At 64.1% G+C, this 23080-nt stretch carries 21 protein-coding genes; 13 read left to right on the plus strand and 8 right to left on the minus strand.

Annotation, left to right across the window (positions count from 1 at the left end):
• The first annotated feature begins 94 nt into the window (after positions 1–94).
• Positions 95–2689 (plus strand): ATP-binding protein, encoded by a 2595-nt coding sequence (locus tag AC1DZP_RS22890; RefSeq protein WP_477305565.1) that lies wholly within the window; start codon positions 95–97, stop codon positions 2687–2689.
• A gap of 51 nt (positions 2690–2740) precedes the next feature.
• Here AC1DZP_RS22890 and AC1DZP_RS22895 read toward each other — a convergent pair whose 3' ends face one another.
• Complete coding sequence (locus tag AC1DZP_RS22895; RefSeq protein ID WP_477305566.1) at positions 2741–3745, minus strand: cytochrome d ubiquinol oxidase subunit II; 1005 nt, start codon at positions 3743–3745, stop codon at positions 2741–2743.
• Between the two features lie 10 nt (positions 3746–3755).
• The gene (locus AC1DZP_RS22900; protein ID WP_477305567.1) at positions 3756–5117 is read right to left on the minus strand and encodes a cytochrome ubiquinol oxidase subunit I; all 1362 of its coding nucleotides are present in this window, start codon (positions 5115–5117) and stop codon (positions 3756–3758) included.
• 271 nt (positions 5118–5388) lie between these two features.
• Between AC1DZP_RS22900 and AC1DZP_RS22905 the strand changes: the two genes are divergently transcribed.
• The gene (locus tag AC1DZP_RS22905) at positions 5389–6315 is read left to right on the plus strand and encodes an ABC transporter ATP-binding protein (RefSeq protein WP_095083848.1); all 927 of its coding nucleotides are present in this window, start codon (positions 5389–5391) and stop codon (positions 6313–6315) included.
• Positions 6312–7073, plus strand: a complete 762-nt coding sequence (locus AC1DZP_RS22910; protein WP_095083847.1) for an ABC transporter permease — start codon at positions 6312–6314, stop codon at positions 7071–7073. The genes AC1DZP_RS22905 and AC1DZP_RS22910 overlap by 4 nt, the downstream gene beginning before the upstream one ends.
• Positions 7074–7086: 13 nt before the next feature.
• Here the strand turns inward: AC1DZP_RS22910 and AC1DZP_RS22915 are convergent, their stop codons facing one another.
• Positions 7087–8124 (minus strand): phosphatidylglycerol lysyltransferase domain-containing protein, encoded by a 1038-nt coding sequence (locus AC1DZP_RS22915; protein ID WP_457151287.1) that lies wholly within the window; start codon positions 8122–8124, stop codon positions 7087–7089.
• Between the two features lie 349 nt (positions 8125–8473).
• Between AC1DZP_RS22915 and AC1DZP_RS22920 the strand changes: the two genes are divergently transcribed.
• Positions 8474–9658 (plus strand): flavin-containing monooxygenase, encoded by a 1185-nt coding sequence (locus AC1DZP_RS22920; RefSeq protein WP_477305569.1) that lies wholly within the window; start codon positions 8474–8476, stop codon positions 9656–9658.
• Here the strand turns inward: AC1DZP_RS22920 and AC1DZP_RS22925 are convergent.
• A complete protein-coding gene (locus AC1DZP_RS22925; RefSeq protein WP_477224821.1) occupies positions 9650–9874 on the minus strand; it encodes a hypothetical protein in 225 nt (74 codons plus the stop codon). The two genes, AC1DZP_RS22920 and AC1DZP_RS22925, sit on opposite strands and share 9 nt — an antisense overlap.
• A 130-nt stretch (positions 9875–10004) precedes the next feature.
• Positions 10005–12008 carry a PhoX family protein gene (locus tag AC1DZP_RS22930; protein WP_477305571.1) on the minus strand — a complete coding sequence of 668 codons (2004 nt, stop codon included), beginning with the start codon at positions 12006–12008 and terminating at the stop codon, positions 10005–10007.
• Positions 12009–12317: 309 nt separating this feature from the next.
• On the opposite strand from AC1DZP_RS22930, the gene AC1DZP_RS22935 reads away from it, so the two are divergent.
• Both AC1DZP_RS22935 and AC1DZP_RS22940 read left to right on the plus strand, forming a co-directional pair.
• Entirely contained in the window at positions 12318–12815 is a 498-nt protein-coding gene (locus AC1DZP_RS22935) for a hypothetical protein (protein WP_457151283.1), read from the plus strand.
• 315 nt (positions 12816–13130) lie between these two features.
• Positions 13131–13709 (plus strand): hypothetical protein, encoded by a 579-nt coding sequence (locus AC1DZP_RS22940; protein ID WP_457151282.1) that lies wholly within the window; start codon positions 13131–13133, stop codon positions 13707–13709.
• A gap of 199 nt (positions 13710–13908) precedes the next feature.
• Here the strand turns inward: AC1DZP_RS22940 and AC1DZP_RS22945 are convergent, their stop codons facing one another.
• Positions 13909–14571 carry a response regulator gene (locus AC1DZP_RS22945; RefSeq protein WP_095083843.1) on the minus strand — a complete coding sequence of 221 codons (663 nt, stop codon included), beginning with the start codon at positions 14569–14571 and terminating at the stop codon, positions 13909–13911.
• Positions 14568–15959 (minus strand): sensor histidine kinase, encoded by a 1392-nt coding sequence (locus AC1DZP_RS22950; protein WP_095083842.1) that lies wholly within the window; start codon positions 15957–15959, stop codon positions 14568–14570. Before AC1DZP_RS22950 ends, AC1DZP_RS22945 begins: the two co-directional genes overlap by 4 nt.
• Before the next feature lie 169 nt (positions 15960–16128).
• Here AC1DZP_RS22950 and AC1DZP_RS22955 point away from each other — a divergent pair, with 169 nt between their 5' ends.
• From AC1DZP_RS22955 to AC1DZP_RS22985, 7 genes are all read left to right on the plus strand, one after another.
• Entirely contained in the window at positions 16129–16470 is a 342-nt protein-coding gene (locus tag AC1DZP_RS22955; protein ID WP_095083841.1) for a hypothetical protein, read from the plus strand.
• 14 nt (positions 16471–16484) lie between these two features.
• Positions 16485–17204 (plus strand): phosphatase PAP2 family protein, encoded by a 720-nt coding sequence (locus AC1DZP_RS22960; protein WP_095083840.1) that lies wholly within the window; start codon positions 16485–16487, stop codon positions 17202–17204.
• Between the two features lie 285 nt (positions 17205–17489).
• Positions 17490–17768 (plus strand): helix-turn-helix domain-containing protein, encoded by a 279-nt coding sequence (locus AC1DZP_RS22965; protein WP_095083839.1) that lies wholly within the window; start codon positions 17490–17492, stop codon positions 17766–17768.
• Positions 17769–17835: 67 nt separating this feature from the next.
• A complete protein-coding gene (locus AC1DZP_RS22970) occupies positions 17836–19587 on the plus strand; it encodes a SulP family inorganic anion transporter (protein ID WP_477305575.1) in 1752 nt (583 codons plus the stop codon).
• Positions 19588–19769: 182 nt separating this feature from the next.
• Positions 19770–20267 carry a GNAT family N-acetyltransferase gene (locus AC1DZP_RS22975; protein ID WP_457152256.1) on the plus strand — a complete coding sequence of 166 codons (498 nt, stop codon included), beginning with the start codon at positions 19770–19772 and terminating at the stop codon, positions 20265–20267.
• A 190-nt stretch (positions 20268–20457) separates the two neighbouring features.
• Positions 20458–20829 carry a YciI family protein gene (locus tag AC1DZP_RS22980; RefSeq protein WP_095084367.1) on the plus strand — a complete coding sequence of 124 codons (372 nt, stop codon included), beginning with the start codon at positions 20458–20460 and terminating at the stop codon, positions 20827–20829.
• Positions 20830–20946: 117 nt separating this feature from the next.
• A complete protein-coding gene (locus AC1DZP_RS22985) occupies positions 20947–22212 on the plus strand; it encodes an RNA polymerase sigma factor (RefSeq protein WP_477305577.1) in 1266 nt (421 codons plus the stop codon).
• Here AC1DZP_RS22985 and AC1DZP_RS22990 read toward each other — a convergent pair.
• Complete coding sequence (locus AC1DZP_RS22990) at positions 22209–22628, minus strand: DOPA 4,5-dioxygenase family protein (RefSeq protein ID WP_457152255.1); 420 nt, start codon at positions 22626–22628, stop codon at positions 22209–22211. The genes AC1DZP_RS22985 and AC1DZP_RS22990 overlap by 4 nt on opposite strands.
• Positions 22629–23080: the final 452 nt, after the last annotated feature.

The raw sequence follows: 23080 nt of genomic DNA on the forward strand, positions 1-23080 counted from the left end.
CGTTCAGTGCTGGAGCCACAAAGCAGATACCGACCCGGGCTATCCTGGCGGTCGAGCTGGGGTGGGTGGCGGCAACCGGGATCACCATGAGCGAATGACGATGCTTCTGGAACGGCAGCCACAGCTGGCGCAACTGGACAATCTTCTGGCGGAAGCCGCGCGCGGCCGTGGTCACGTCGCGGCTTTGTCGGGCGAGGCGGGTGCCGGCAAGTCGACGCTTGTCGATGCCTTCGTCGGCGGTGCCGGCCAGGAGGCGCGCATCTTCCGCAGCGTTTGCGAGGACCTGTCGATCCCCGATCCGCTCGGGCCGCTTTACGATCTTGCGCGCGAGGCGCAATGGGCGATGCCGCAGGCAGTCGACGCCCGGCAGGGACAGCGGCTGCCGCTGTTTTCCGACGCGCTGGATGTTTTCGAGGTGAGGACGGGCGCAACACTGCTGGTGATCGAGGACCTGCACTGGGCCGATGACGCGACGCTCGACTTCGTCCGCTTTCTCGGCCGTCGCATTGCCAACACCCATATCCTGCTGCTCGTGACGGCGCGTACCGATCGCAGCGAGGGGCAGATGCGCGTGCGCCGCGCGCTGGGTGAAATTCCGTCGGGCAGCGTCGCGCGCATCGATGTGCCGCTCTTGAGCGAGGCAGCGGTGCTGTCGCTCGCCGATGCCGCCGGCCGCGACGGCGATGCCATCTACCGGGCCACGGCCGGTAACGCCTTTTTCGTCACCGAACTGCTGAGCGCCGAAAATGAAACGGCGCTGCCGGCCAGCTTGCGCGATGCGGTGCTCGCGCGCGCCGAACGGCTGTCGGCCGGCGCCCGCTCGATGCTCGACGCGGTGTCGGTGTTCCCAAGACGGGCCGACGCCTGGGCCTTGCAGGGCCTGTGCGGCGTGGCCAGTGCCGGCCAGCTTGCGGAATGCGTCTCGAATGGCCTGCTGGACGATCTGGGCGACGGCTATGCCTTCCGGCACGACATCGCCCGCCGCGCCATCGAGACGATGCTGACGACAAGCCACAGAAGAGAGTTCAACCAGCGCGCCCTGACAGCGATGCTCGAAAAGCGCGACATTGCCACCGCGCGCCTGGTGCACCACGCGGTCGAGGCGCACAATCTGGAGGCGGTGCGCGAACTGGCGCCGGTCGCGGCCCGGGAGGCTTCCCGCATCGGCGCGCATCGCGATGCCGCCGGCTACTACGAGGTCGCCTTGCGACAGGCTGACGGCCTGCCCATGGAAGAGCGCGCCGGCCTGTACGAGAACTATGCCTTCGAATGCCACCTGATCGGCCGGATCGCCGAGGCCATCGAGGCCCAGCAGCAGGCGCGCGCGCTGCAGCGAGCCCTGGGCAATACGCTGAAGGAAGGTGACAGCCTCAGATGCCTGTCGCGTTTCGCCTATCTGATGGGCGACCGTCAGGCCGCCGATCTGTTCGGCGCCCAGGCGGTCGCGTTGCTGAAGACCGCACCGGCCGGGCCGGAACTGGCCATGGCTTACTCCAATCTCTCGCAGCTGGCGATGCTGGCCGAAAGGCTCGACGAGACATTGTCGTTGGGCGACAAGGCGATCAGGCTCGCCGAACAGGTGGATCGGCCGGACATCGTCTGCCACGCGCTCAACAATGTCGGCGCTGCCGAACAATGGCTGGACCTGCCCAGCGCGCGGCTGCACCTTGCCCGCAGTCTTGAAATCGCGCTCGAGCAGAATTTCCAGGAACACGTGGCGCGTGCCTTCACCAATTGCGCCTGCAGTGAAATGAACCAGTTGGACTACAACCAGGCTCAGTCCTTTCTCGATCGCGGCATCGACTATTGTGTCGAGAACGACCTGGCGACCTGGCGTGACTACATGCGCGGCGTGCGGGCGCAGTTGCTGCTGCGTTACGGACGATGGGACGAGGCGGCTGCCGAAGCGCTGGAAGTCGTCACCAACGACCATGCAGCCGCGTTGGTGCGCTATCCCGCACTGGTGGCTCTGGCGAAATTGCGCCTGCGCCGCGGCGATCCTTCAGCCGAGCCGCTTCTGGCGGAAATGAAGCGGTTTCTCGAAAAGGGTGCTGAGCTGCAGAGGCTGCTGCCCTATGCGGCGGTTGTCGCCGAACAGGCATGGCTGGGCGAGGCGGAAGAGGACGAGGCGCTGCGGCTGATAGACCTTGCCGAAAGCCTTTCACCGAAGCCTGCGGTCTTTGCCGAACTGGCCAGCTGGCGGCGTTTGCTGGTGCCGGCGATCGGCCCCAGCGACACGTCGGGCATGGCCGCGCCCTACCGGATGCTTCTGGCTGGCGACTGGCAGGGGGCGGCGGATTTGTGGGCTGCCATGGACGCTCCCTTCGAACGTGGGCTTGCCCTGGTTCAGGGCGACGAGGCGGCGCAGCGCTCGGCGCTCGAGATATTCGAAAACCTCGGCGCCAGGCCGGTTGCCCAGCACGTGCGCGACCTCATGCGGCGAAACGGTGTCAATCACATCGCGCGGGGACCGCGCCGCACCACGCGCGCAAACAGCGCCGGGCTGACCCTGCGCCAGATGGAAGTGCTGCAACTGATCGAGCGCGGCTTCTCCAACAAGCGGATTGCCGACCACCTCGCCATTTCGCCGAAGACGGTCGATCACCATGTCTCGGCGGTCCTGGGAAAACTGGACGCAATCTCCCGTGGCGAAGCCACGGCTGCGGCACGCGACTCGGGGCTGATCTGAAGCACCGCGCCTGCTTGATCTGCAGGATGGCGACTGGCGATCGGTAAGGCGTCAGTCGTAGGTCAAGTCCGTCGCCTTGCCGCCGAACACCCGGTAGGCATAGAACGAATAGAAGATGATGACCGGCAGCACGACTACCGTGCCGGCCAGGATGATGGCCAGGCTTTCCGGCGCCGAAGCCGCCTGCCAGATGGTCAGCCTGTCGGGCACCACGAACGGGTAGAACGACCAGGCAAGACCGGCAAAGCCGAGCGCGAAGATGGCAGCCAGCGTCAGGAACGGCGTCAGCGAATGGCGGTCGTCGGGCTTGGGCAGATGAAAAGTCTGCCGCCACAGCCACAGGAACAACAGTGCCGACAGGATCGGCAGCGGCGACAGATAGAGCATTTCGGGAAAGACGAACCACTTGTCGAAGATGCGCGGGCTGGCGAACGGTGTTGCCAGCGACACGGCGGCCATGCCGAGCGCTGTCAGCACAAGGGCGGTGCGCAGCCAGCGCACGGCCTTCTTCTGCAGATCGCCCTCGGTCTTGTAGATCACCCAGGCGGCACCCATCGCCGCGTAAGCCGCGGCAAGGCAGAGCGCCACCAGCACGCCGAACGCCACGCCGCCCGGGCCGACATCGAGGCCGAGCACATAGACGCCCAGCATATAGCCCTGCGCCAGCGAGGCGATGACCGAACCCAGGAAGAAAATACGGTTCCAGCGATGCTTCTTGCCGCTCGGCACCTTGGCGCGAAAATCGAAGGCGACGCCGCGCAGGATCAGCCCGATCAAGAGCACGAACACCGGGATGTAGAGCGCGGTCAGGATGACCCCATGCGCCAGCGGGAAGGCGACCAGGAGCAGGCCGACGGCCAGCACCAGCCAGGTCTCGTTGGCGTCCCAGAACGGACCGATGGCCGCGACCATCGTGTCCCGCTCGGTGTCTTCGGCGGCGGCGAACAAGATGCCGATGCCGAGATCGAAGCCGTCGAGTATGACGTAGATCAGGATGGCGAGGCCCATCAGGCCGGCGAAGATCAGGGGCAGCAGGGTTGGCCAGTCGAAGGTCATTGTCTTCTCCTCACTCGCCGGCCGCCGGCTGCGACAGGGCAGCGTTCATCACGCCCGGCAGCGGCGATGAATCGCCGTCCTTCGCCGCCTTCAGCGCCAGGTGCACCAGCACGCCGAGATAGGCGATCAGCAAAAGCACATAGAGGATGAGGTAGATGGCCAGCGTCAGCGCGACATGGCTGCCCGCCACCGGCCCGACCGCGTCGGCGGTCTTCAGCACGCCGGTCACCAGCCAGGGCTGGCGGCCGATCTCGGTGGTGTACCAGCCGGCCAGCGTCGCCAGCCAGCCCGACAGCGCCATCGGCACCATCAGCATGGCGAGCGGCCTCGGCAGGCTGTGCCGGCGCTTGAGGAAGAAGGCGGCCGACCAGGAAACCGCAAGCATCAGCAGTCCCGTGCCGACCATGATGCGGAAGCTCCAGAAGATCGGAAAGACCGGAGGATGGTTGCCTGGATAGTCGTTCAGCCCCGGCACCACGCCGCTGGTGCGGTGCCGCAGCACCAGGCTGGCGCCGTCGGGAATGGCGATCTCGAACCTGTTTTCCTTCGCCGCCTCGTCGGGCAGGGCGAAGAGCACCAGCGGCACGTTGGGGCCGGTGTTCCAGTTGGCCTCCATGGCGGCAATCTTCTGCGGCTGGTGCTCCAGCGTGTTCAGCCCGTGCTGGTCGCCGGCGAAGATCTGGATCGGGATCAGGATCGCCGCGGTGAAGACGCCGGTGCGCAGCGCCTTCCACATCGATTCCGAGCGGTCGCCAAAGAGATAGCGCAGCGCCGACAGGCCGGCGATAAGGAACGACACCGTCAGGCCGGAGGCGAGCAGCATGTGGGCCAGCCGGTAGGGCATCGACGGGTTGAAGACGATCGCCCACCAGTCGACGGCATGCGCGACGCCATCGCGTATCTCGAAGCCGGCCGGCGTCTGCATCCAGGAATTGAGCGCGATGATCCAGAACGCCGAGAGGGTCGTGCCGCCTGCCACCAGCACCGTCGCCAGCGTGTGGATGCGGTTGGAGACGCGGCGGAAGCCGAACAGCATGATGCCGAGGAAAGCCGCTTCGAGGAAGAAGGCGGTGAGGATCTCGTAGGCCAGCAGCGGCCCGGCAATGTTGCCGACCTTTTCCATGTAGCCCGGCCAGTTGGTGCCGAACTGGAAGCTCATGGTGACGCCTGACACCACGCCCATGGCGAAGGACAATGCGAACACCTTCACCCAGGTGAAATAGGCGCGCATCCAGGCGGAATCGTTTGTCGCGTTGTAGCGGAGCTTGAAGAACAGCAGCACCCAGCCAAGCGCAATGGTGATCGTCGGAAACAGGATGTGGAACGAAATATTCGCGCCAAATTGCATGCGCGACAGGATGAGCGGGTCCATGGTGGGCTCCGGCTGCTTCTAATGTGGCAAGAATAAGCCCGTCGCGTCTGTCGGTCAAAGCGGCGTCCCGCCGCGAGGCGGAACGCCGCAGCGCCCGGGCAAGATGACGCATGCGTGCTGCTGCCGTGTCGGATTGCAACCGCCGCCGGCCTGCACTGGCCGGCCTGCGACACGATTGTCGAGAACTGGCAGCAGCGGCATTGACTTGCGGTTGCACGCACCGGCATTCGGCCTATATCAGGGGACCTCTTTCAAGCAGCCGTTTTCAGCCATGCCCTCCATCCTGTCCATTTCCGGGGTCTCCAAGACCTACGCCACCGGCTTCACCGCGCTCAAGGAAGTCAACCTCGATATCGAGCGCGGCGAGATCTTCGCGCTGCTCGGCCCCAACGGCGCCGGCAAGACGACGCTGATCTCGATCGTCTGCGGCATCGTCAATCGGTCGTCGGGCACCGTCACCGTCGACGGTCACGACATTAACAGGGACTACCGCGCCGCGCGCAGCCTGATCGGCCTGGTGCCGCAGGAACTGACCATCGACGCCTTCGAGAGCGTCTGGGCGACGGTCAATTACAGCCGTGGCCTGTTCGGCAAGCCGGCCAACCCGGCCTTCGTCGAGAAGGTGCTGCGCGATCTGTCGCTATGGGAAAAGAGGGACGCCAAGGCGATTACGCTGTCGGGCGGGATGAAGCGCCGGCTAATGATCGCCAAGGCGCTGTCGCATGAGCCGCGCGTCCTGTTCCTCGACGAGCCGACCGCCGGCGTCGATGTCGAACTGCGCCAGGACATGTGGGCGATGGTGCGCCGGCTGCGCGAGGACGGCGTCACCATCATCCTCACCACCCACTATATCGAGGAAGCCGAGGCGATGGCCGACCGCGTCGGCGTCATCAACCGCGGCGAGATCATCCTGGTCGAGAACAAAGCCGAACTGATGCACAAGCTCGGCCGCAAGCGGCTGGTGATGGAGCTGCGCAGCCCGCTGACGGCCATTCCCGAAACCTTCTCGCGCTATGCGCTGGAGCTGTCGCCGGATGGCGGGCAGCTGACCTACACCTATGACAACCAGGCCGAGCGGCCGGGCGTGGCCTCGCTGATCCGCGATCTCGAGGCCGGCGGCATCCAGTTCCGCGACATCGACACGCAAAACAGTTCGCTCGAGGAGATCTTCGTCAATCTGGTGAGGAGAGAGCCATGAACCTGCGTGCGGTATGGGCGATCTACCGGATGGAAATGGCGCGTGCCTTCCGCACCGTGCTGCAGAGCATCGTCTCGCCGGTCATCTCCACGTCGCTCTATTTCGTCGTCTTCGGCTCGGCCATCGGCTCGCGCATCACCGAGATCGACGGCATCAGCTATGGTGCCTTCATCGTGCCGGGGCTGATCATGCTGTCGCTGCTGACGCAGTCGATCTCCAACGCCTCCTTTGCCATCTACTTCCCGAAATTCGTCGGCTCGATCTACGAGCTCCTGTCGGCGCCGGTGTCCTATCTGGAGATCGTCATCGCCTATGTCGGTGGTGCCGCGACCAAGTCGATCCTGCTTGGCCTGATCATCCTGGCCACCGCTTCGCTGTTCGTCCCGCTGACCATCCAGCACCCGTTCTGGATGGTTGGCTTCCTGGTGCTGACGGCGGTGACCTTCAGCCTGTTCGGTTTCATCATCGGCATCTGGGCGAAGAGCTTCGAGCAATTGCAGCTGGTGCCGCTGCTGATCATCACGCCGCTCACCTTCCTCGGCGGCAGCTTCTATTCGATCGACATGCTGCCCGGCATCTGGCGCACTGTGACGCTGTTCAACCCGGTCGTCTATTTGATCAGCGGGTTCCGCTGGAGCTTTTTCGGCAAGTCCGATGTCTCGGTCGGCGTCAGCCTCGGCATGACGATCGTCTTTCTGCTGGTCTGCATAGCGATCGTCGCCTGGATCTTCAGGACAGGTTACCGGCTAAGGAACTGACGAATCTCAGATCTCAAATCGCCTTGACCAGCCGCAGCAGCCCCAGCATCTCCACATATGTCCCCTTGCGAAAGGCGATGTAGACAGGCTCCTCGACACCGTGGAAGCGGCGCTTGAACGCCGCCTGGCCTTGCAGGTTGAACCTGCGGCGGTTGACCCATGGCGAAGAGTAGGCGCGCTGGAAGGCATTGCGCCAGAAATCGCTTTCGGCAAACCCGCTCGGGACCACATCGAGCATCGGCGACAGGCCGAGAGTGACTACCGAGATGCCTTGCTCGCGGAAACGGTCGACGGCGAATTTGGTCAGGCCGATCTCGGCGTGCGGCGAGGCGTCGATATGCTTGCGCTTGAACGCCGTGGTGTAGCCGATCACCTTGCCGTCGCGAAACAGCGGGTCGAAGTCGAGCAGTGCCACCAGTCCGCCATCGGGGCCGTGCAGGACGAAACGGCGCATGTCGGTGCCGAGATGGTCGGCGAAGGGGCGGTTGAGAAAGCCCATCTCCCAGCGTTTGACGATGCGGTCGCCGCGCCAGTTTTCGGAAAGCCGGGCGATTTCGTCGAGGTGGACAGTCCGCTTGTCCTCGTCGAACCAAAATCCCTTCTTCAACAGCCAGCGCTCGGAATAGCGTACGGTCTCGTTGCGCTTTCCGGAAAAATCATGGTCGGGCAGGTTGAGCCGGGTGTCGATGCCGAGGCGATTGATCTTGTAGCCGAGCCCGGCCAGCACCCGCGCCGTCTCCTCGCCAATCTGCACGAACCACGGGCTGCCGGCGGTTTCGACGAAGCGTCTGATGTAATCGGGCCGCAGCATTGGAGCCACCACGGGATCGCCGAGCGCGAAATGGCGCCCCATCTTGGTGCCGAAGGCGATGTAGCCGTCGGCGTCGCCGAAATAGGAAAGCTTGCCTTGCACGGCGGTCGAATAGGCCAGCGAGAAGTCACCATGGCGGCGAACAAGCGCCAGGCGCTCGACATGGGTCAGCCTCTGCCGCGCCACCTTTGGCGCGACGTCCTCAAGGATTTTGTCGAAATAGATCCGCAAGGAGGGCATGGTCGAAATTCCGCGAGCCGCCTACAGCGCCGCGCCCAGGACGCGCAAAGGTGCTGTAACACTTTGATTCTGCGCATAACCCCGGAAATCGACTCGATTTCGGGCATGCACGTGGGGGAATAGCAGAGACCCGCCAGCCCCAGGGCCTCGAATCAATCACATTGCCGCGACCTGATTACCGCTGATATCGCGCATATGCCATATAGTGCGCAATCGCGGACGGCGCATGCTCGAAATTCGGGTTCGATTCGCGATATATAAATCAACCGCAGGATCGAGCCGCCGCGGCCTCCCTTGGCGACCACGGGAAGCGTGGCGTCGGAAGGGTCGAATGGAGATCAAAGAAGGAATGGCTGAAACGACCATCAGACCGGTGACGAACGAACCGGTCGAGCCGGCGATCGTCGTCGGCGCCGGTGCCGCCGGGCTGGCCGTCGCACATGCCTTGATGAACGCCGGCGTGCCCACGGCGATCCTGGAAAAGGAAAGCCGGCTGGCCGAGCCCTGGCACCGGCGGCATCGGCAGTTGCATCTCAACACCCATCGCGATCTGTCCTCTCTGCCCGGTCTTGCCTATCCCCGGGGCACGCCTGCCTTTCCGCACAAGACGGTCGTCATCCGCCATATGAATGATTTCAGGGAGGAGAACGGGCTCCCGGTGCAGTTTGGCGTTGCTGTCGAAGAAATCGTCTTCAAGGGCGATCACTGGGCGCTGCTGACCAGCGCCGGACTGCGCCTGGCCCGCCATGTCGTCATCGCCACCGGCCGCGACAGGCAGCCCTTCATTCCCGAATGGAAAGGCATGACGGGTTTCGCCGGCCGCATCATCCACGCGGCGGATTTCGGCGACGCACGGGACTATGCCGGCAAGAAAGTGCTGGTCGTCGGCGCCGGCAATTCGGGCTTCGATACGCTCAATCATCTGGCCGGCATAAACACGGCCGCCATCTGGCTGTCGGCCCGCAACGGCCCCGCGCTGCTGCCCAAGCGGTTCGGCAAGATCGCCGTGCACCGGCTTTCGCCGTTTATGGCACGCTTGCCCTTGCGCGTCGCCGATGCGGTGATGGCGGCAACGCAGCGCCTGGTTTTCGGCGACCTGACCAAATTCGGCATGCCGCCCGCGCTTTCGGGTGGCGCCAGCCGCCTGACCTCGGACTACACCGCGATCGCCTCCGATGACGGCGCCGTCAGCGCCATAAAGGCCGGCAAGATCGTTGTGGTGCCGGCGATACGGGAATTCTCTCGCGACGGCGTGATCCTGGCCAATGGCAACCTGATCCATCCCGACATCGTCATTGCCGCGACAGGCTACCGCACCGGCCTGGAGCCCATGGTCGGCAAGCTCGGCGTCCTCGACAAAAAGGGCGTTCCGCTCTTCAACGGCGGGCAAGCCGATCCAAAATTGCCCGGCCTGTGGTTCACCGGCATGCGGCCGAGCATTCGCGGGTGCTTCGCCAATGCCGGCATCATGGCCAAGGCGATCACCAAACGGATTGCCAGCTCCGCTGGTGCCTCCCACGGCGCTTCACGCTGATTTCGGCTCAAGCCTCCGGAAGCCGACCGCCTTCATCAGCATGTCCTCTTCCACCATGCCGGCATTGTGCAGCGCCAGCAGGGTGAGAGCCAGTTCGCGAGCCTCGGCCGATTCGGGATGCGCTTCGCGGCGCCGGCAGGCTTCGTCGAACACACGTTGCAAGGTGGCGACTTCGGCAGGTTTGAGCAGGCCACGGTCATAAACGGACTTCGGCATGGCAATCTCCTGGGTAAGACCTAGGGCGCCATGTGTAAATTACCAATCTTTCCCGTGGCTTGAATGATTGACGCAAAAAAGAGGGGCTTCGGCTCGCTGAAACCCCTCCCTGAGATTGCAGTGTCTGATATCAAACCGCGATCTTGCCGCCGCCCTGTTTGGTGATGGCGACGACCGCCGGCCGCACTGGCATGTCGGGCTTGAAGTCGGGCCAGCGCGTCGACAGGTCCTCATAATAGGACGGGCGGCCGAACGCTTCCCAGTCCTCGCCGCCGTCGCCCGGATGCTGGACGGCGACAAAGGCGGTCTGATCGTCGGGCGCAAACAGCGGGCCACACATTTCGGCGCCGATCGGCACGCGGAAGAACAGTTTCGAGGTTGCCCGCGCCGAGCCTTCGGTGTCGACCGCCCACAGTCCATCGGTGCGGCCGGTGGTCTTTGGGCTCTGGCCGTCGGTGGCGACCCACAGGCGTCCGGCTGAATCGACCGCGCAATTGTCGGGCATGCCGAACCAGCCATTGGCCGTCGTCGCCGTCGAGAAGGTCGCGCCGACATCGGCCACCGCCGGATCGCCGCATTTCAAAAGCACTTCCCACTTGCCCTTGGTGGCAGTGAAATCGCCGCCGTCCTCGGCGATCTCGATGATGTGGCCGAAAGCGTTTTCGGCGCGCGGGTTGGCGGCATCGACCTGGTCTGCCTTGCGCTTCGAATTGTTGGTCAGCATGACATAGACCTTGCCGTTGACGGCATTGGGCTGGATGTCCTCTGGGCGGTCCATCTTGGTGGCGCCGAGCAGGTCGGCGGCGCGTCGTGTCTCGATCAGCACTTCGGCCTGGCTGGCAAAGCCGTTTTCGGCAGTCAGCGGACCCTGGCCGAAGACGATCGGCAGCCACTCGACGGAGCCGTCTTCGGCGAACTTGGCTACATGCAGCGTGCCGTCGTCGAGCAGATCCTTGTTGGCCGCGAGGTCATTGGGATTGAACTTACCGCTGGTGACGAACTTGTAGGCATAGTCGAAGCGCTCGTCGTCGCCGAGATAGAAGACGACGCGGCCATCCTTGGCGACGATCGATTCGGCGCCCTCGTGCTTGAAGCGGCCCATGGCGGTGCGCTTCCTCGGCGTCGAGGTCGGATCGTTGACATCGACCTCGACGATCCAGCCGAAGCGGTTGGCCTCGTTCGGCTCCTTGGCCAGGTCGAAGCGGTCATAGTGTGCCGCCCATTCATAGGCGCCTTCGGGAATGCCGAGGCGCTTGTAGTTGGCGGCTTCCTTGTGGCCCTCGGGCAATTCGCCGGAGAAATAGCCGTGGATGTTCTCCTCGGCCATCACATAGGTGCCCCACGGCGTGACGCCGCCGGCGCAATTGTTGAAGGTGCCCAAAACCTTCGTACCGGACGGGTCGGCATTGGTCTTGACGCGGTCATGGCCGGCAACCGGGCCGGACAGCGCCATTTCGGTGTTGGAAGTAATGCGGCGGTTGAGCTTGCCGTCGCGCACCACTTGCCATTTGCCGCCGTCCTTGCGGATCTCGACGATGGTGCCGCCATGCGCCGCCATCTCGACATCGACCTGTTCCTTGCTGAGCGGTGCGACGTCGGCCGACTTCTTGCCGTCCTTCTCGACGATCTTGACGATGCCCGGGAACATCAGATGCGGGTTGGTGTATTCGTGGTTGACGACCAGCAGGCCGTGTTCGGCCGAACCATCGATCGCGATGTAGCCGACATAGTCGTTGTTGTAGCCGAACTGTTTCGCCTGCGCCTGCGCCGACTGCTTGGTCGGGTCGAACTCCGGCGAATCGGCAAACAGCGGATCGCCCCAGCGCAACAGCACATCGGCATCGTAGCCCGGCGCGACATGGTGCTTGTCGTCGATGCCGGCCTCCAGCTCGTCGAACGCGAAGGCGGAGCCTTCGGCGGCCCGGGCCTGGTCGGCGCTGACCAGCGCCAGCGGGCTGACGGTGGCGGCGATCGCCGAGACGGCCAGCGAGCCTTTCAGGAAACCACGGCGCGAGAACCGCGCGGCGATGATCTCGCCCATGGTGCGGTTGTCGGTGGGATTGGTGGCCGGTCCGGCGTTTTCTTCGAGCAGGCTGGTGCGGAATTTGGCGTCGGGGGAGCGATGTTCGGTCATCTGGCTTGCCTCTGGCTTTGCGGGTGGCTGGAGCGTGTTGCCTCTTCAACCCCCTTATAGTCACCTGATCACATTTTCGTGACATCAAAAGCCTTTCAGCCGCGACAGCATTCTGAGACGTCGGCTAAGCACTCTGCGAGCAGCATGTAACACTGGGACAAAGGTCCCTTGTCAGGTCCGGCAAAGGTCCCTTGGCGGCACCGCATCGGTCGTGGGCCGGTTACGCGAGGCCGCCATGTCGGCGATGGTGGGTCCCTTGCGAAAACGCCGGCGGTGAAATCCGCCTGCCTGATCGATGAGGAGACTAGGATGCGCAGATCGATTGCGAGCCGCTGTTGCTGGCTGGCGCTGAGGGCGACCTCGGCACTGGCGCTGGCCATCGCCCCCTATCAACTCGCTTTCCACAGCTCTGGTCCCGGCATCGTTGCCGCAAGCGCGCATGCCAAGGATGGCGGACATGGCAGTGGCGGTGGAGGTGGCGGCGGAAACGGCAGCGGCGGGAGTGGCGCGAGCGGCAACAGCAGCAACGGAAACGGAAACGCTGGCGGAGACAATGGTGCCGGCGACGATCACGGCGCAGCCGGCAATTCCGGGGTCGGCAAGGGTCACGACGACGATGGAGATCACGTCAACGCGAAAACCGGTGACAAGGTCGAAGTAGACGGCAACAAGATCGAGGTCGAGCATCCCGACGGCATCACGGAAGAGATCGAGAACGGCCGTTTCCAGATGAAGGATGCAGTCGGCCGCACGATTGTCGAGCGTCCGGCGACGGCAAACGACATCAGTCGACTTCGGGCCTTGTGAAGCAGAAGGCCCTGTGAGGCAGGTCAACCGGGGAACGACCAGTTTGACAAGTCACCTCCGCCGCCCCCGGCGGAGGTGACTTGATGTTCGGCGGCATCAGGTAAGCCAGCTTCCAGTCGGCGATGGCGGTCGCCGCCGTCCATACAAGGTATATATTAGCACAAGCTTGGGACTTTAGTCCAATCTTGCGCTTGCAAAGGTCCTGGGTGACAAGCGCAACGGTCGGATACGGCTTTCGGGTATCTTTTCTTTCGGCGATGCTGGTGCAACTCCAACGTCGACGGTGGCACGCCAGCTCAATCGACGGAGATCACCATGCATAGATCGATCACGACCCGTTGTTGCCGGCTGGCGCTCAGATCGGCGGCCGCGCTGGCGCTGACCATCGCTCCCTATCAGATTGACCTCCACGGCTCCGCTCCTGGAATCCACGCCGCTAGCGCACAGGCCGGCAAGGGTGGCGGCGGCAATGGCGGCGGCGGTGGCGGTGGCGGTGGTAATGGTGGAGGCGGCGGCGGAAACGGTGGCAACAGCGGCGGCAATGGAAACGGCAACAGTGGCAATAGCGGCGGTAACGGTAACGGAAACAGCGGCAATAGCAGCGGTAACGGAAACAACGGCGCCGGCGACGGAAACGGCAAAGGAAATAGCGGAACCGCCAGCGGCAACTCCAAATCCGACCAGGGGCAGAACGAAAATGGCAACGGTCGCCATGTCAACGCCAAGACCGGTGACGAGGTCGACGTGGAGGGCAAGACGATCACGGTTCAGCATCCCGACGGCATAATGGAAAAGATCGAGAATGGCCGTTTCAGGATGGAGGATTCGCTCGGGCGCACGATCATCGATCGCGGAGCCACGCCGGCGGATGTCAGCCGCCTCAAAGCGTTGTGAAGTTGGCCAACAGGCAACGGCCGGCTTCACACGTCACCTCCGCCGCCCCCGGCGGAGGTGACCTCTCTTTTGCCACCCGGTTTCCGGCTGATGTGTGTCGCCCAGAAGCAGAGGCAACGACAAAGACTTAAAGCGCGCCTGATAGAGCTGTTCGGCATTTCCGTGAAACGGTGAGCCGCGCTCGGGATGGCCGAAGCCTCTACGAATGGTTCCGGTCCCGGTCGCGCGACTCACGCATCATCAAGGCTGCTTCGGTGCGGTTTCGCACATTGAGCTTCGACAGCACGCCGGTCATGTGATGCTTGACGGTCTTCTCCTGCAGCTCCAGCCGCAAGGCAACTTCCTTGTTGCTCAGGCCCTCCGCCACCAGTCGCAGAATTTCTGCCTGTCGCTCGGTGAGTTGCCGCAGCCGGTCCACTATGCCGTCGGTCGGCTGCAGGGATTGGAGGTCCGAAAGCAGGCGGGCTGACAGCGTCGGCGAAAGATAGCTTTCCCCGGCCGCCACGCTGTGCAGGATGTCTGCGAGCGCGCGCGACCCGACGCCCTTGAGGACATAGCCACGCACCCCGGCGTTCAGGGCCCTAGTCACGTCGGCATTGGCCTCCGAAACGGTCAACATGACGATCTTCTGGGCGGGATGGCTGGCGAGGATGCTTGCAACCGCGGTCAGACCGCCGCCCGGCATGGAGATATCGAGCAGCAGAATGTCCGGCCGTACGGTCGAGACGATGCGCTCGGCATCCTGCGCCGTGGCGCCCTCGCCAACCATCTCGAAGCCGCCGATTTCCGTCAGGCTGCGCGTCACGCCCTCGCGAAAGAGGGGATGGTCGTCGATAATGGCAATGCGAATGGCGCCGATCATGCTTGCTCCTCGACCGATAGGCGAATCACCAATCGCGTGCCGTGCGGCCCGGTCAAGGTTTCAAACTGGCCGCCAATGCTTTCGACCCGCTCTCTGAGCCCGGCGAGCCCGAGACCCTCGACGCGTGCCGGATCGAAGCCCGGCCCGCCGTCCGAGACTTCAACGAAAAGCCTGCTGCCTTTCATCCCCGCACTCACCGCCTGATCCTTGCCTCGCCCGTGGCGATAGGCATTGTTCAACCCTTCCTGCACGAAACGATAGATGCTGATCTTCTCGGAGGCGCCGGGTTCTGGCAAGTGTCCGGCCAGCGTGAGTGTCACCGACGTCCCTGTCCTCATCTCGTGTTCGTTGACGGCCAGCCGCAGGATGTCCGTTGTGGCGGCCGTCTCGATCTGCGGCAGGACGAGGCCTGTGCAGATGCCGCGTATTTCGCGCATCGCATCCTCCAGCGTCTTGCGGATCATCGCAACCTCGGTCGAGCGGCTTTCGCTCGAATGGCCATCGCCGGAAAATACCGGACTATCCATGCGCAGTGCCGCCAGCGCGACGAGTTGGGCCGGACCGTCATGCAGGTCGGCGCCGATGCGGCGCAGGTATCGTTCGTTGAGCGCTGTGGCGCGGCGGGACGCCCGCTGCACGCGAACCCGCAAGGCGTTGTTTTGCGCTACCAGGCCCTGCAGCTCCGACACCTGGCGGCGCAGCGCCCCGCGCTGGTCGTCGATGGTGCGGCTGCCGCGCAGGACGATGCCGGACAGGAGCACAAATGCCGCCAGGGTCGCGCCGGCCACGATCAGCCAGCTTGACAGCAGAGCGGAAGCCAGGGTGGTCTTGAAGTCGTCGGCGACCTCATAGAATTCTGTGACGGCCACCACTTCGCCGGACCACGGCTCGCGCACGGGATTGTAGATCTCGAGCAACGGCAAGCCGATCGCCTCCGCCTGGCTTTCGTTCTCGTCGAACGTATCGAACTGGGCGACGACATTGCCCTGGAAGGCGGAACGCAGCCCGGGGCTCAGATCGAAGCGGTGACCGATCAAACCCGCCTCCTTCGCATAGAGAACCATGCCGTCACGGCGCCAGAGCCTGAACGATACGATGCGCTTGCCGAGCGCGCCCTGGCCGAGCGTCTCATCGAGCGCTTGTTTGACGCTATCGCTGAGTTCCTGGCTCTTGCGCAGGTCGGGCAGCAGCGGCGCAATCACGCTGTCGACATAGAGCGCCGTCGTGGCAGCCGAATTGCGGATGACGCCGTCCCGGATCTGTGTCGTCACCCAGGCGCCCACCACCAGCATGACGGCCAGAAGGCCAAAGCCGCCGGCAACGAGGAATTGCAGCGCGAGAGAAAGCTCGCTCCAGCGTCGCAACAAGTTTTGCAGAATGCGAATCATGACCCCCGACCGCCCTTCAATCGACAGGCTGGGCGATGCCGGCACTTTGAGCTTCCATCCTGCCGTTGCCAAGGCCTTCGTTTGATCAACGTCGCTTGACGTCCCGGCGCGCTTCGGAAACAAGTCCGCGATACACGCGGCGCGATCCGCTTCGAGAGGGGACAGGACGTTGAGTTTTTCGGGGTTGCTGCAGCTTGGCTTTTCGACGGTGATCTTCCTGCTGGCGGCGATGGCGGCCAAGCAGTGGGGCATGGCGCCGAGCCTTGGCAAGATCCTGCTGACGCTGGCGCTCTATTCGCTGGGCAATCTGGTTATGCTGCGGCTGATCCGCGAATTCGGCATGTCGGTGTCGTTCAGTCTCTCGGCCGTCATCCAGCTGGTCTCAGTGAATGTCGTCGCCCTGATGTTCTTCGGCGAGCGCGTCAACACGCTGCAGGCGACCGGCATCGTGCTGGCGATCGCCGCCGTGGCGCTGATCACGCTCGGACCCTATCTGCAGGGGCGGTTGTAACGGGCCAGTTGCCGATGAAGAACGCCGCCAATGCACTGCTGAACCGGATCGAATTCCCGGTGCTGCTGGCCGGCCTGGTCATCGCCGGCTGCCTGTGGGGGTTCGAGGAGTTGATGGAGGTGGCGCGGGCCACCACGCCGCACGCCTTCGACACCGAAATCCTGCTCGCCTTCCGCCAGCCGGGCCAGCCGGGTGTGCCGATCGGCCCGCTTTGGCTGGAAGGCGCCATGCGCGATATCACCAGCCTCGGCAGCTCGGCCGTGCTGGTGCTGATCACGGCGGCGACGATCGTCTATCTGTTGTTGATCCGCCGTCCGGCAACGGCGCTGCTCATCTTCGTCGCGGTGGCGGGCGGCCAGGTGCTGTCGAGCCTGCTCAAACTCGGTGTCGACCGGCCGCGGCCCGAACTCGTTTCGCATCTGGTCAACGAAACTTCGCTGTCCTTTCCGAGCGGTCACGCCATGCTGTCGGCGGTAACCTATCTGACGCTCGGCTCGCTGGCGGCGAGTTTCCTGCCGGGAAGGGTGACGAAGATCTATGTGTTGTCGCTCGCCGTGCTGGTGACGCTGCTGGTCGGCGTCAGCCGCATCTATCTCGGTGTCCACTGGCCGTCGGATGTGCTGGCCGGCTGGTGCGCCGGCTTCGCCTGGGCAATGCTGTGCTGGTTGGCGGCCCGCGCGTTGCAGCGGGGACGCGGACGCCGCCTGAACGACGAAAGCGAAATTGCAGATTGACGGCCCCGGGCAGAAATCAAATCAGTCGGTTGATCAGCCCATGCCCGCAGCCTGCCAGCAAAAGAACCACCGACAGCACGCATGCCGATGTCATGACGCTCCTGAAAAGATTCAACCGCGCTACCCCCTGCCCCAGATGGAACACCCTAGCTCGAAGTCCCCAGGAAGTATCTGACAAAATGGACAAACAGGCGCTTACGTCTCAGACATTCATGTTGATGCTTGAAACATCACAATGATGGTATTATACGCTATAGCCGCAGACTCAGACGGGGATTTCGGCCGATGATCACTGCCGCGCAGATGCGCGCCGCAAGGGCGCTGGCCGGCGTCGATCAGAAGACGCTCGCCGAACGCGCTGGCGTTTCGCTTCCGACCATCCAGCGGATGGAGGCGAGCGACGGCGTGGTCAGGGGCGTGGTCGATACGCTGATGAAGGTCATCCAGGCTCTCGATGAGGCCGGGGTGGAGCTGATCGGCGAGAACCAGACCAGCGAGCGCGGCGGCAGGGGCGTGCGCCTCAAGCCTGTCGTGCCGCCGGATCCGAAGGCTGAGCCGGCATAAAGTCGCGACGGCGACCGCCGACAGTCCTGCCGACGATCCCGCCGCCTTCTGGAGCGGAAACCAGTCCATGGATCAGGCGCAGCGGGCAGTGCATCAACCGGGCCAGAGGTCGGCCCAGAAGTCGGCCCAAGGGTCGGCAAAGCCGAAATTTTCCGAACTGTTCACGCCAAAGCTGGTGACGGTCTGGCGCGAGGGCTACCATCTGCCACAGTTCAAGGCCGACTTCATGTCCGGCCTGACCGTCGCCATCGTCGCGTTGCCGCTGTCGATGGCGATCGCGATTGGCTCGGGCGTGACGCCGGAGCGTGGCCTCTACACCTCGATCATCGGCGGGTTCATCATTTCGGCGCTCGGCGGCAGCCGCTTCCAGATCGGTGGGCCCGCCGGCGCCTTCATCGTGCTGGTGGCAGCAACGGTTGCCCGGGTCGGCGTCGACGGGCTGTTGCTGGCGACCATGATGGCCGGCGTTTTCCTGCTTGCCATCGGTTATCTCCGCCTCGGCACCTACATCAAGTTCATCCCCTATCCGGTGACGGTCGGCTTCACCGCTGGCATCGCCGTCATCATCTTTTCTGGACAGATCGTCGAACTGTTCGGACTGAAACTTGCCGGCAAGGAGCCTGGACCGCTGGTGCCGAAGCTGATGGCGATCGGTGAGGCGGCCGGCACCATCAACCTAGCCGCGACCTTCGTGGCGGTGTTGACCATCGTCACCATCGCCGGACTGAAGCGCTGGCGGCCGACATGGCCCGCCATGCTCATCGCCATCGGCCTGGCCTCGCTGGTTGTGGCGCTGTTTGCGCTGCCGGCGGAAACGATAGGCACCCGCTTCGGCGGCATCCCTCGCAGCCTGCAAATGCCTGCCTTGCCGCCAGTCAGCCTGGGCAGGATGATTGACGTGCTGCCGGATGCCATAGCCTTTGCCCTGCTAGGCGCGATCGAATCGCTGCTGTCGGCGGTCGTCGCCGACGGCATGACCGGTCGGCGGCACCGTTCCAACTGTGAGCTGGTGGCGCAAGGCTTCGCCAACATCGCCTCGGCCCTGTTTGGCGGCATCTGCGCCACCGGCACCATCGCCCGCACGGCGACCAATGTGCGGGCCGGCGCGCATGGACCGATTTCTGGCATGATCCACTCCGCCATCCTGCTTGCTCTGATGCTGGTGGCCGCGCCGCTCGCTAGCTACATCCCGCTTGCCGCCCTTGCCGGCGTTCTGGCGGTGGTGTGCTGGAACATGTTCGAGAAGCAGGCTTTCGCCACGCTGCTGCGCGCGTCGCGCGGCGACGCGCTGGTGCTGATGGTGACCTTCCTGCTCGTCGTATTCCGCGACTTGACCGAGGGCATCGTCGTCGGCTTCGTGCTGGGGTCGATCCTGTTCATCGACCGCATGGCCAAGTCGATCGCGGTCGAGGCCGACTTGCCGCTGGTGCAGGAGGATGTCGCCGACAGCAGCGGCAGCGCCTATGATGCCAGCGAGGCAAGCGACGTCGACACCGTCGTCTACCGCATCTCCGGCGCGTTCTTCTTCGGCGCCGCATCGACTGTCGGCACCGTGCTCGACCGCATCGCCGACCAGCGCAGGAATTTCATCCTCGACTGCTCGGCCGTGCCGTTCCTCGATTCGACCGCGGCCAATGTCATCGAGGGCGCCGCCCACAAAGCCAGGCGCGCCGGTGTCCGCTTCATCATATCGGGCGCCTCGCCGCAGACACGGCGAATACTGATCAACCACGGCGTCAAGCGGCCGCTGGTGACCTATGCCGCCTCGATCCGCGACGCGCGGGCGCAGCTGAACGGGAAACGAGAAGAGACGCAGTAGTGGTCGGGATTTGCCGGCCGGGAGCCACTTGGTCAGGTGAAACTTGTCCGCCGTCAGCGCCGATCGCCAGGCCCCGTTTTTGACCCGAAGCGGCCACTGGCTCAATCCCCCGATTTGGATGATCCCACTGGACCGCAGCCGGGATCGACCGCAAAGTGGAACGACAGGGGAGGAGGGCTGTCGTGGCCGACGAGGTGGTTATTCGTGAACTCAACGGGCTCGATGAGATGCTCTCGATCTATCCGGTGTACCGGCTGAGCCACTCGCACCTGGACGAAGCAGCGTTTCGGAAACGGCTCTCGGCCATGCTCGCGCAGGGCAACTACCGCTGTATCGCGGCCTATGTCGGCGATCGGATAGTGGGTGTCTCCGGCTTCTGGACGGGCATTCAGCTCTGGTGTGGAAAGTACATCGAAGCCGACCATGTGGTGGTCGACACGACGCTGCGCCGCCTTGGCACGGGCAGCAGGCTGATGGCGTGGATCGAGGCGGAGGGCGAGCGGACTGGATGCGCTGTCTTTCGTATCGCCATGGTGCTTGGCAAGGAACCCACGCACCAGTTTTATGTTCGAAACGGCTTCTTTGATGACGGCCTTCTCATGGTGAAGGCCCTGAGCCGAGGCGCCGCGGAGTTTCCCGAGTATGTATCGCGACCTGCCGAGCCAGGCCTGGGACGCTAGCGGTTCGCAACCATTGTCTTCGGGTGTCCGCTTCCGGCTTTTGACCATTGCCGACTTCGATCCCCAGCCCGGAAGCGGGGTGCGCGCCTCAACCGTCGAAGAAATTTGCGGGACGATGTCGATTTCCGTAGACCCCGTTCGTCGTTTCGATGCGAGGTCGATGAGGCCGGCTCAGAACAGGAGACAGACGATGCGTGTGATGGTGTTCGTGAAGGCGACCGAAGACAGCGAAAAGGGCTTTGTCCCCACGCCCGAGACGACGGCGATGATGGAGGCGATGGGCAAGTACAATGACGAGCTGCGCAATGCCGGCATCCTTCTCACCGCCGATGGCCTCAAACCCTCCTCGGAAGGCAAGCGTATTGCGTTCGATGGTCCCGGCCGCAGGGTCATCGACGGGCCTTTCGCCGAGACCCGCGAGCTGGTCGCCGGTTTCTGGCTTTGGGAAGTGAAGGACATGGATGAGGCGGTCGCCTGGGTGAAGCGCTGCCCCAACCCCATGCCGGGACCGAGCGAGATCGAAATCCGGCCGTTGTACGAGATGGCTGATTGGCAGGAGTAGCGGACGCCGGAGGTCACGGAAATTCATGAACGGACCCGCGCGAAGCTCAGCGGCCCTAGCGACTGTCGGCCGCAGCCTGCTTGCCTGCCTTGTGACTTTGGCCGACAATGCGGCGGCATGACAGCAGGCGAGACGCACCAGGCGATCGAAGCGATTTTTCGCATTGAACGGGCCCGGCTCATCGCGGGTCTGGCCCGCGTCGTGCGCAATGTCGACCGTGCTGAGGAACTGGCGCAGGACGCCCTGGTCATTGCCCTGTCGCAATGGCCCGGTACCGGCGTTCCGGCCAATCCCGGTGCCTGGCTGATGACGGTGGCCAAGCGCCGCGCCATCGACGCGATCCGTCGCGACAAGATGCGCGCACGCAAGCATGAGGAGATCGCGCGCGAGCTGGACGGCGAGGTCGACGACACGCCCGGGATGATCGAAGCGGCCATGAACGACGATCTAGGCGACGAATTGCTTGGCCTCATTTTCACGGCCTGCCATCCCGTGCTTTCGGCCGACGCCCGCGCCGCGCTCACGCTGCGTGTCATCGGCGGTCTGACGACGGACGAGATCGCCCGTGCCTTCCTCTCGACTGAGGCGACGATCGCCCAGCGCATCGTCCGCGCCAAGAGGACGATCGGCAAGGCCGGATTGAGTTTCGAGGTGCCGCGCGGCGCCGAACGCACGGCGCGGCTCTCCTCGGTGCTGGAGGTCGTCTACCTCATCTTCAATGAAGATTATGCCGCCACGGTGGGCGACGATCTTGTCCGGCCGGGCCTGTGCCGGGAAGCGCAACGGCTGGGCCGCATGCTGGCGGGGCTGATGCCCGAGGATGCCGAAGTGTTCGGCCTGCTGGCCCTGATGGAAATCCAGGCATCGCGCCTGCCGGCACGCATTGGCCCGGACGGTGCCCTGGTGCCGCTGACCGAGCAGGATCGCGCACGCTGGGACCAATTGCTGATCCGCCGGGGCCTTGACGCGCTGGCTCGCGCCGAGACGCTCGGGGGCGATGGCCCCTATGCACTGCAAGCCGCACTCGCGGCCTGCCATGCGCGCGCACGCAGCCCGGCCGATACCGACTGGCCCCGCATTGCAGCGCTCTACGACCGGCTGCGGGCCGTGATGCCCTCACCGGTGGTCGATCTCAATCGAGCGATCGCCCACAGCATGGCCTTCGGGCCCGAAGCCGGCCTGCGGCTGGTGGACGAGATTGCCGACGCCGCCGCGCTGCGCAACTATGCGCCACTGCCGGCGGCGAGGGGCGACTTCCTGTTTCGGGCCGGCCGGCTGGCCGAGGCCCGCTCCGAATTCGAGACTGCGGCCACGCTTACCCGCAACATGCGGGAAGCCGCCTTTCTCCTCGCCCGCGCGGACGCTTGCGCCGAGAATTGCTAGGCCGAGAGAGACGGGTTGGTGTTGGGCGGCAGCGCCTCTTCCGCCTCATGATCGTCCGGGAGACTATCGCCGTTCACGGCCAGCGGCCGGCCTATCCAGATCGGATCGACCAGATGGTCGCGCCTTGGGTTGGTCGTATTCGGGTGGATGAGTATGCTGAGCCCCCTATGGTTCAGCATCAACCACGGCACGAGTGAGGCGAAAATCTCGCTCGCAAATGAGACCTGGTACATTGCCTGATCATGCGGGCCAACCTTCTGCTCATGCCAATTGCCCAGGCGTACGCGGAAACGTTCCCCGATGCGAAGGCGCAGCCATTCGGCATGCTGTCGCTCGCTTTGCCCGTCGTAGTAGATATGGGCATGATAGCTGGCAATCTCCGCGAGCGGCCTTGGGCTGGCGGCGTCTTCGTTCACCTCGATAGTCTCCTTCGATGATTGTCGCTTTCGGCGCAACTGTACCCGAAGCGGGGACGCCTTGTCTGCAACCGGTGCGGATTCGTTCGAGTTCGGTCCAGCGGTCTGTTTCTCCCAGGTTAGCACATCGGGCCTGGGATTTTTCCCTTAGGTGTTGACGGCACGCGGGACGAGCATCGGGTTCACTGGGGGTGTGCGATGACAGGCGTCTCGATACGCCGCGCGGACTTCATGATGGTCCTGGCCCATGGTGACCGGGCGGCGGCGGGGGTCGGCTTCCTGTTTCGGGCCGGGCGACTGGACCGGAAGCCGCAAGTTCCCGGCCCTGGGCTGCCTGTCTGAAAAGTGCTTCGTTTCAGACATACTGGGATCTACTGCGAAGACATGGAAGCGGACATTGGTCCCTGCATTCGCTAAAACCACCAAACGATTTGCCCTTCATGCCGAGCTCG

This window comes from Mesorhizobium sp. P2_F8 (genome assembly GCF_056403655.1).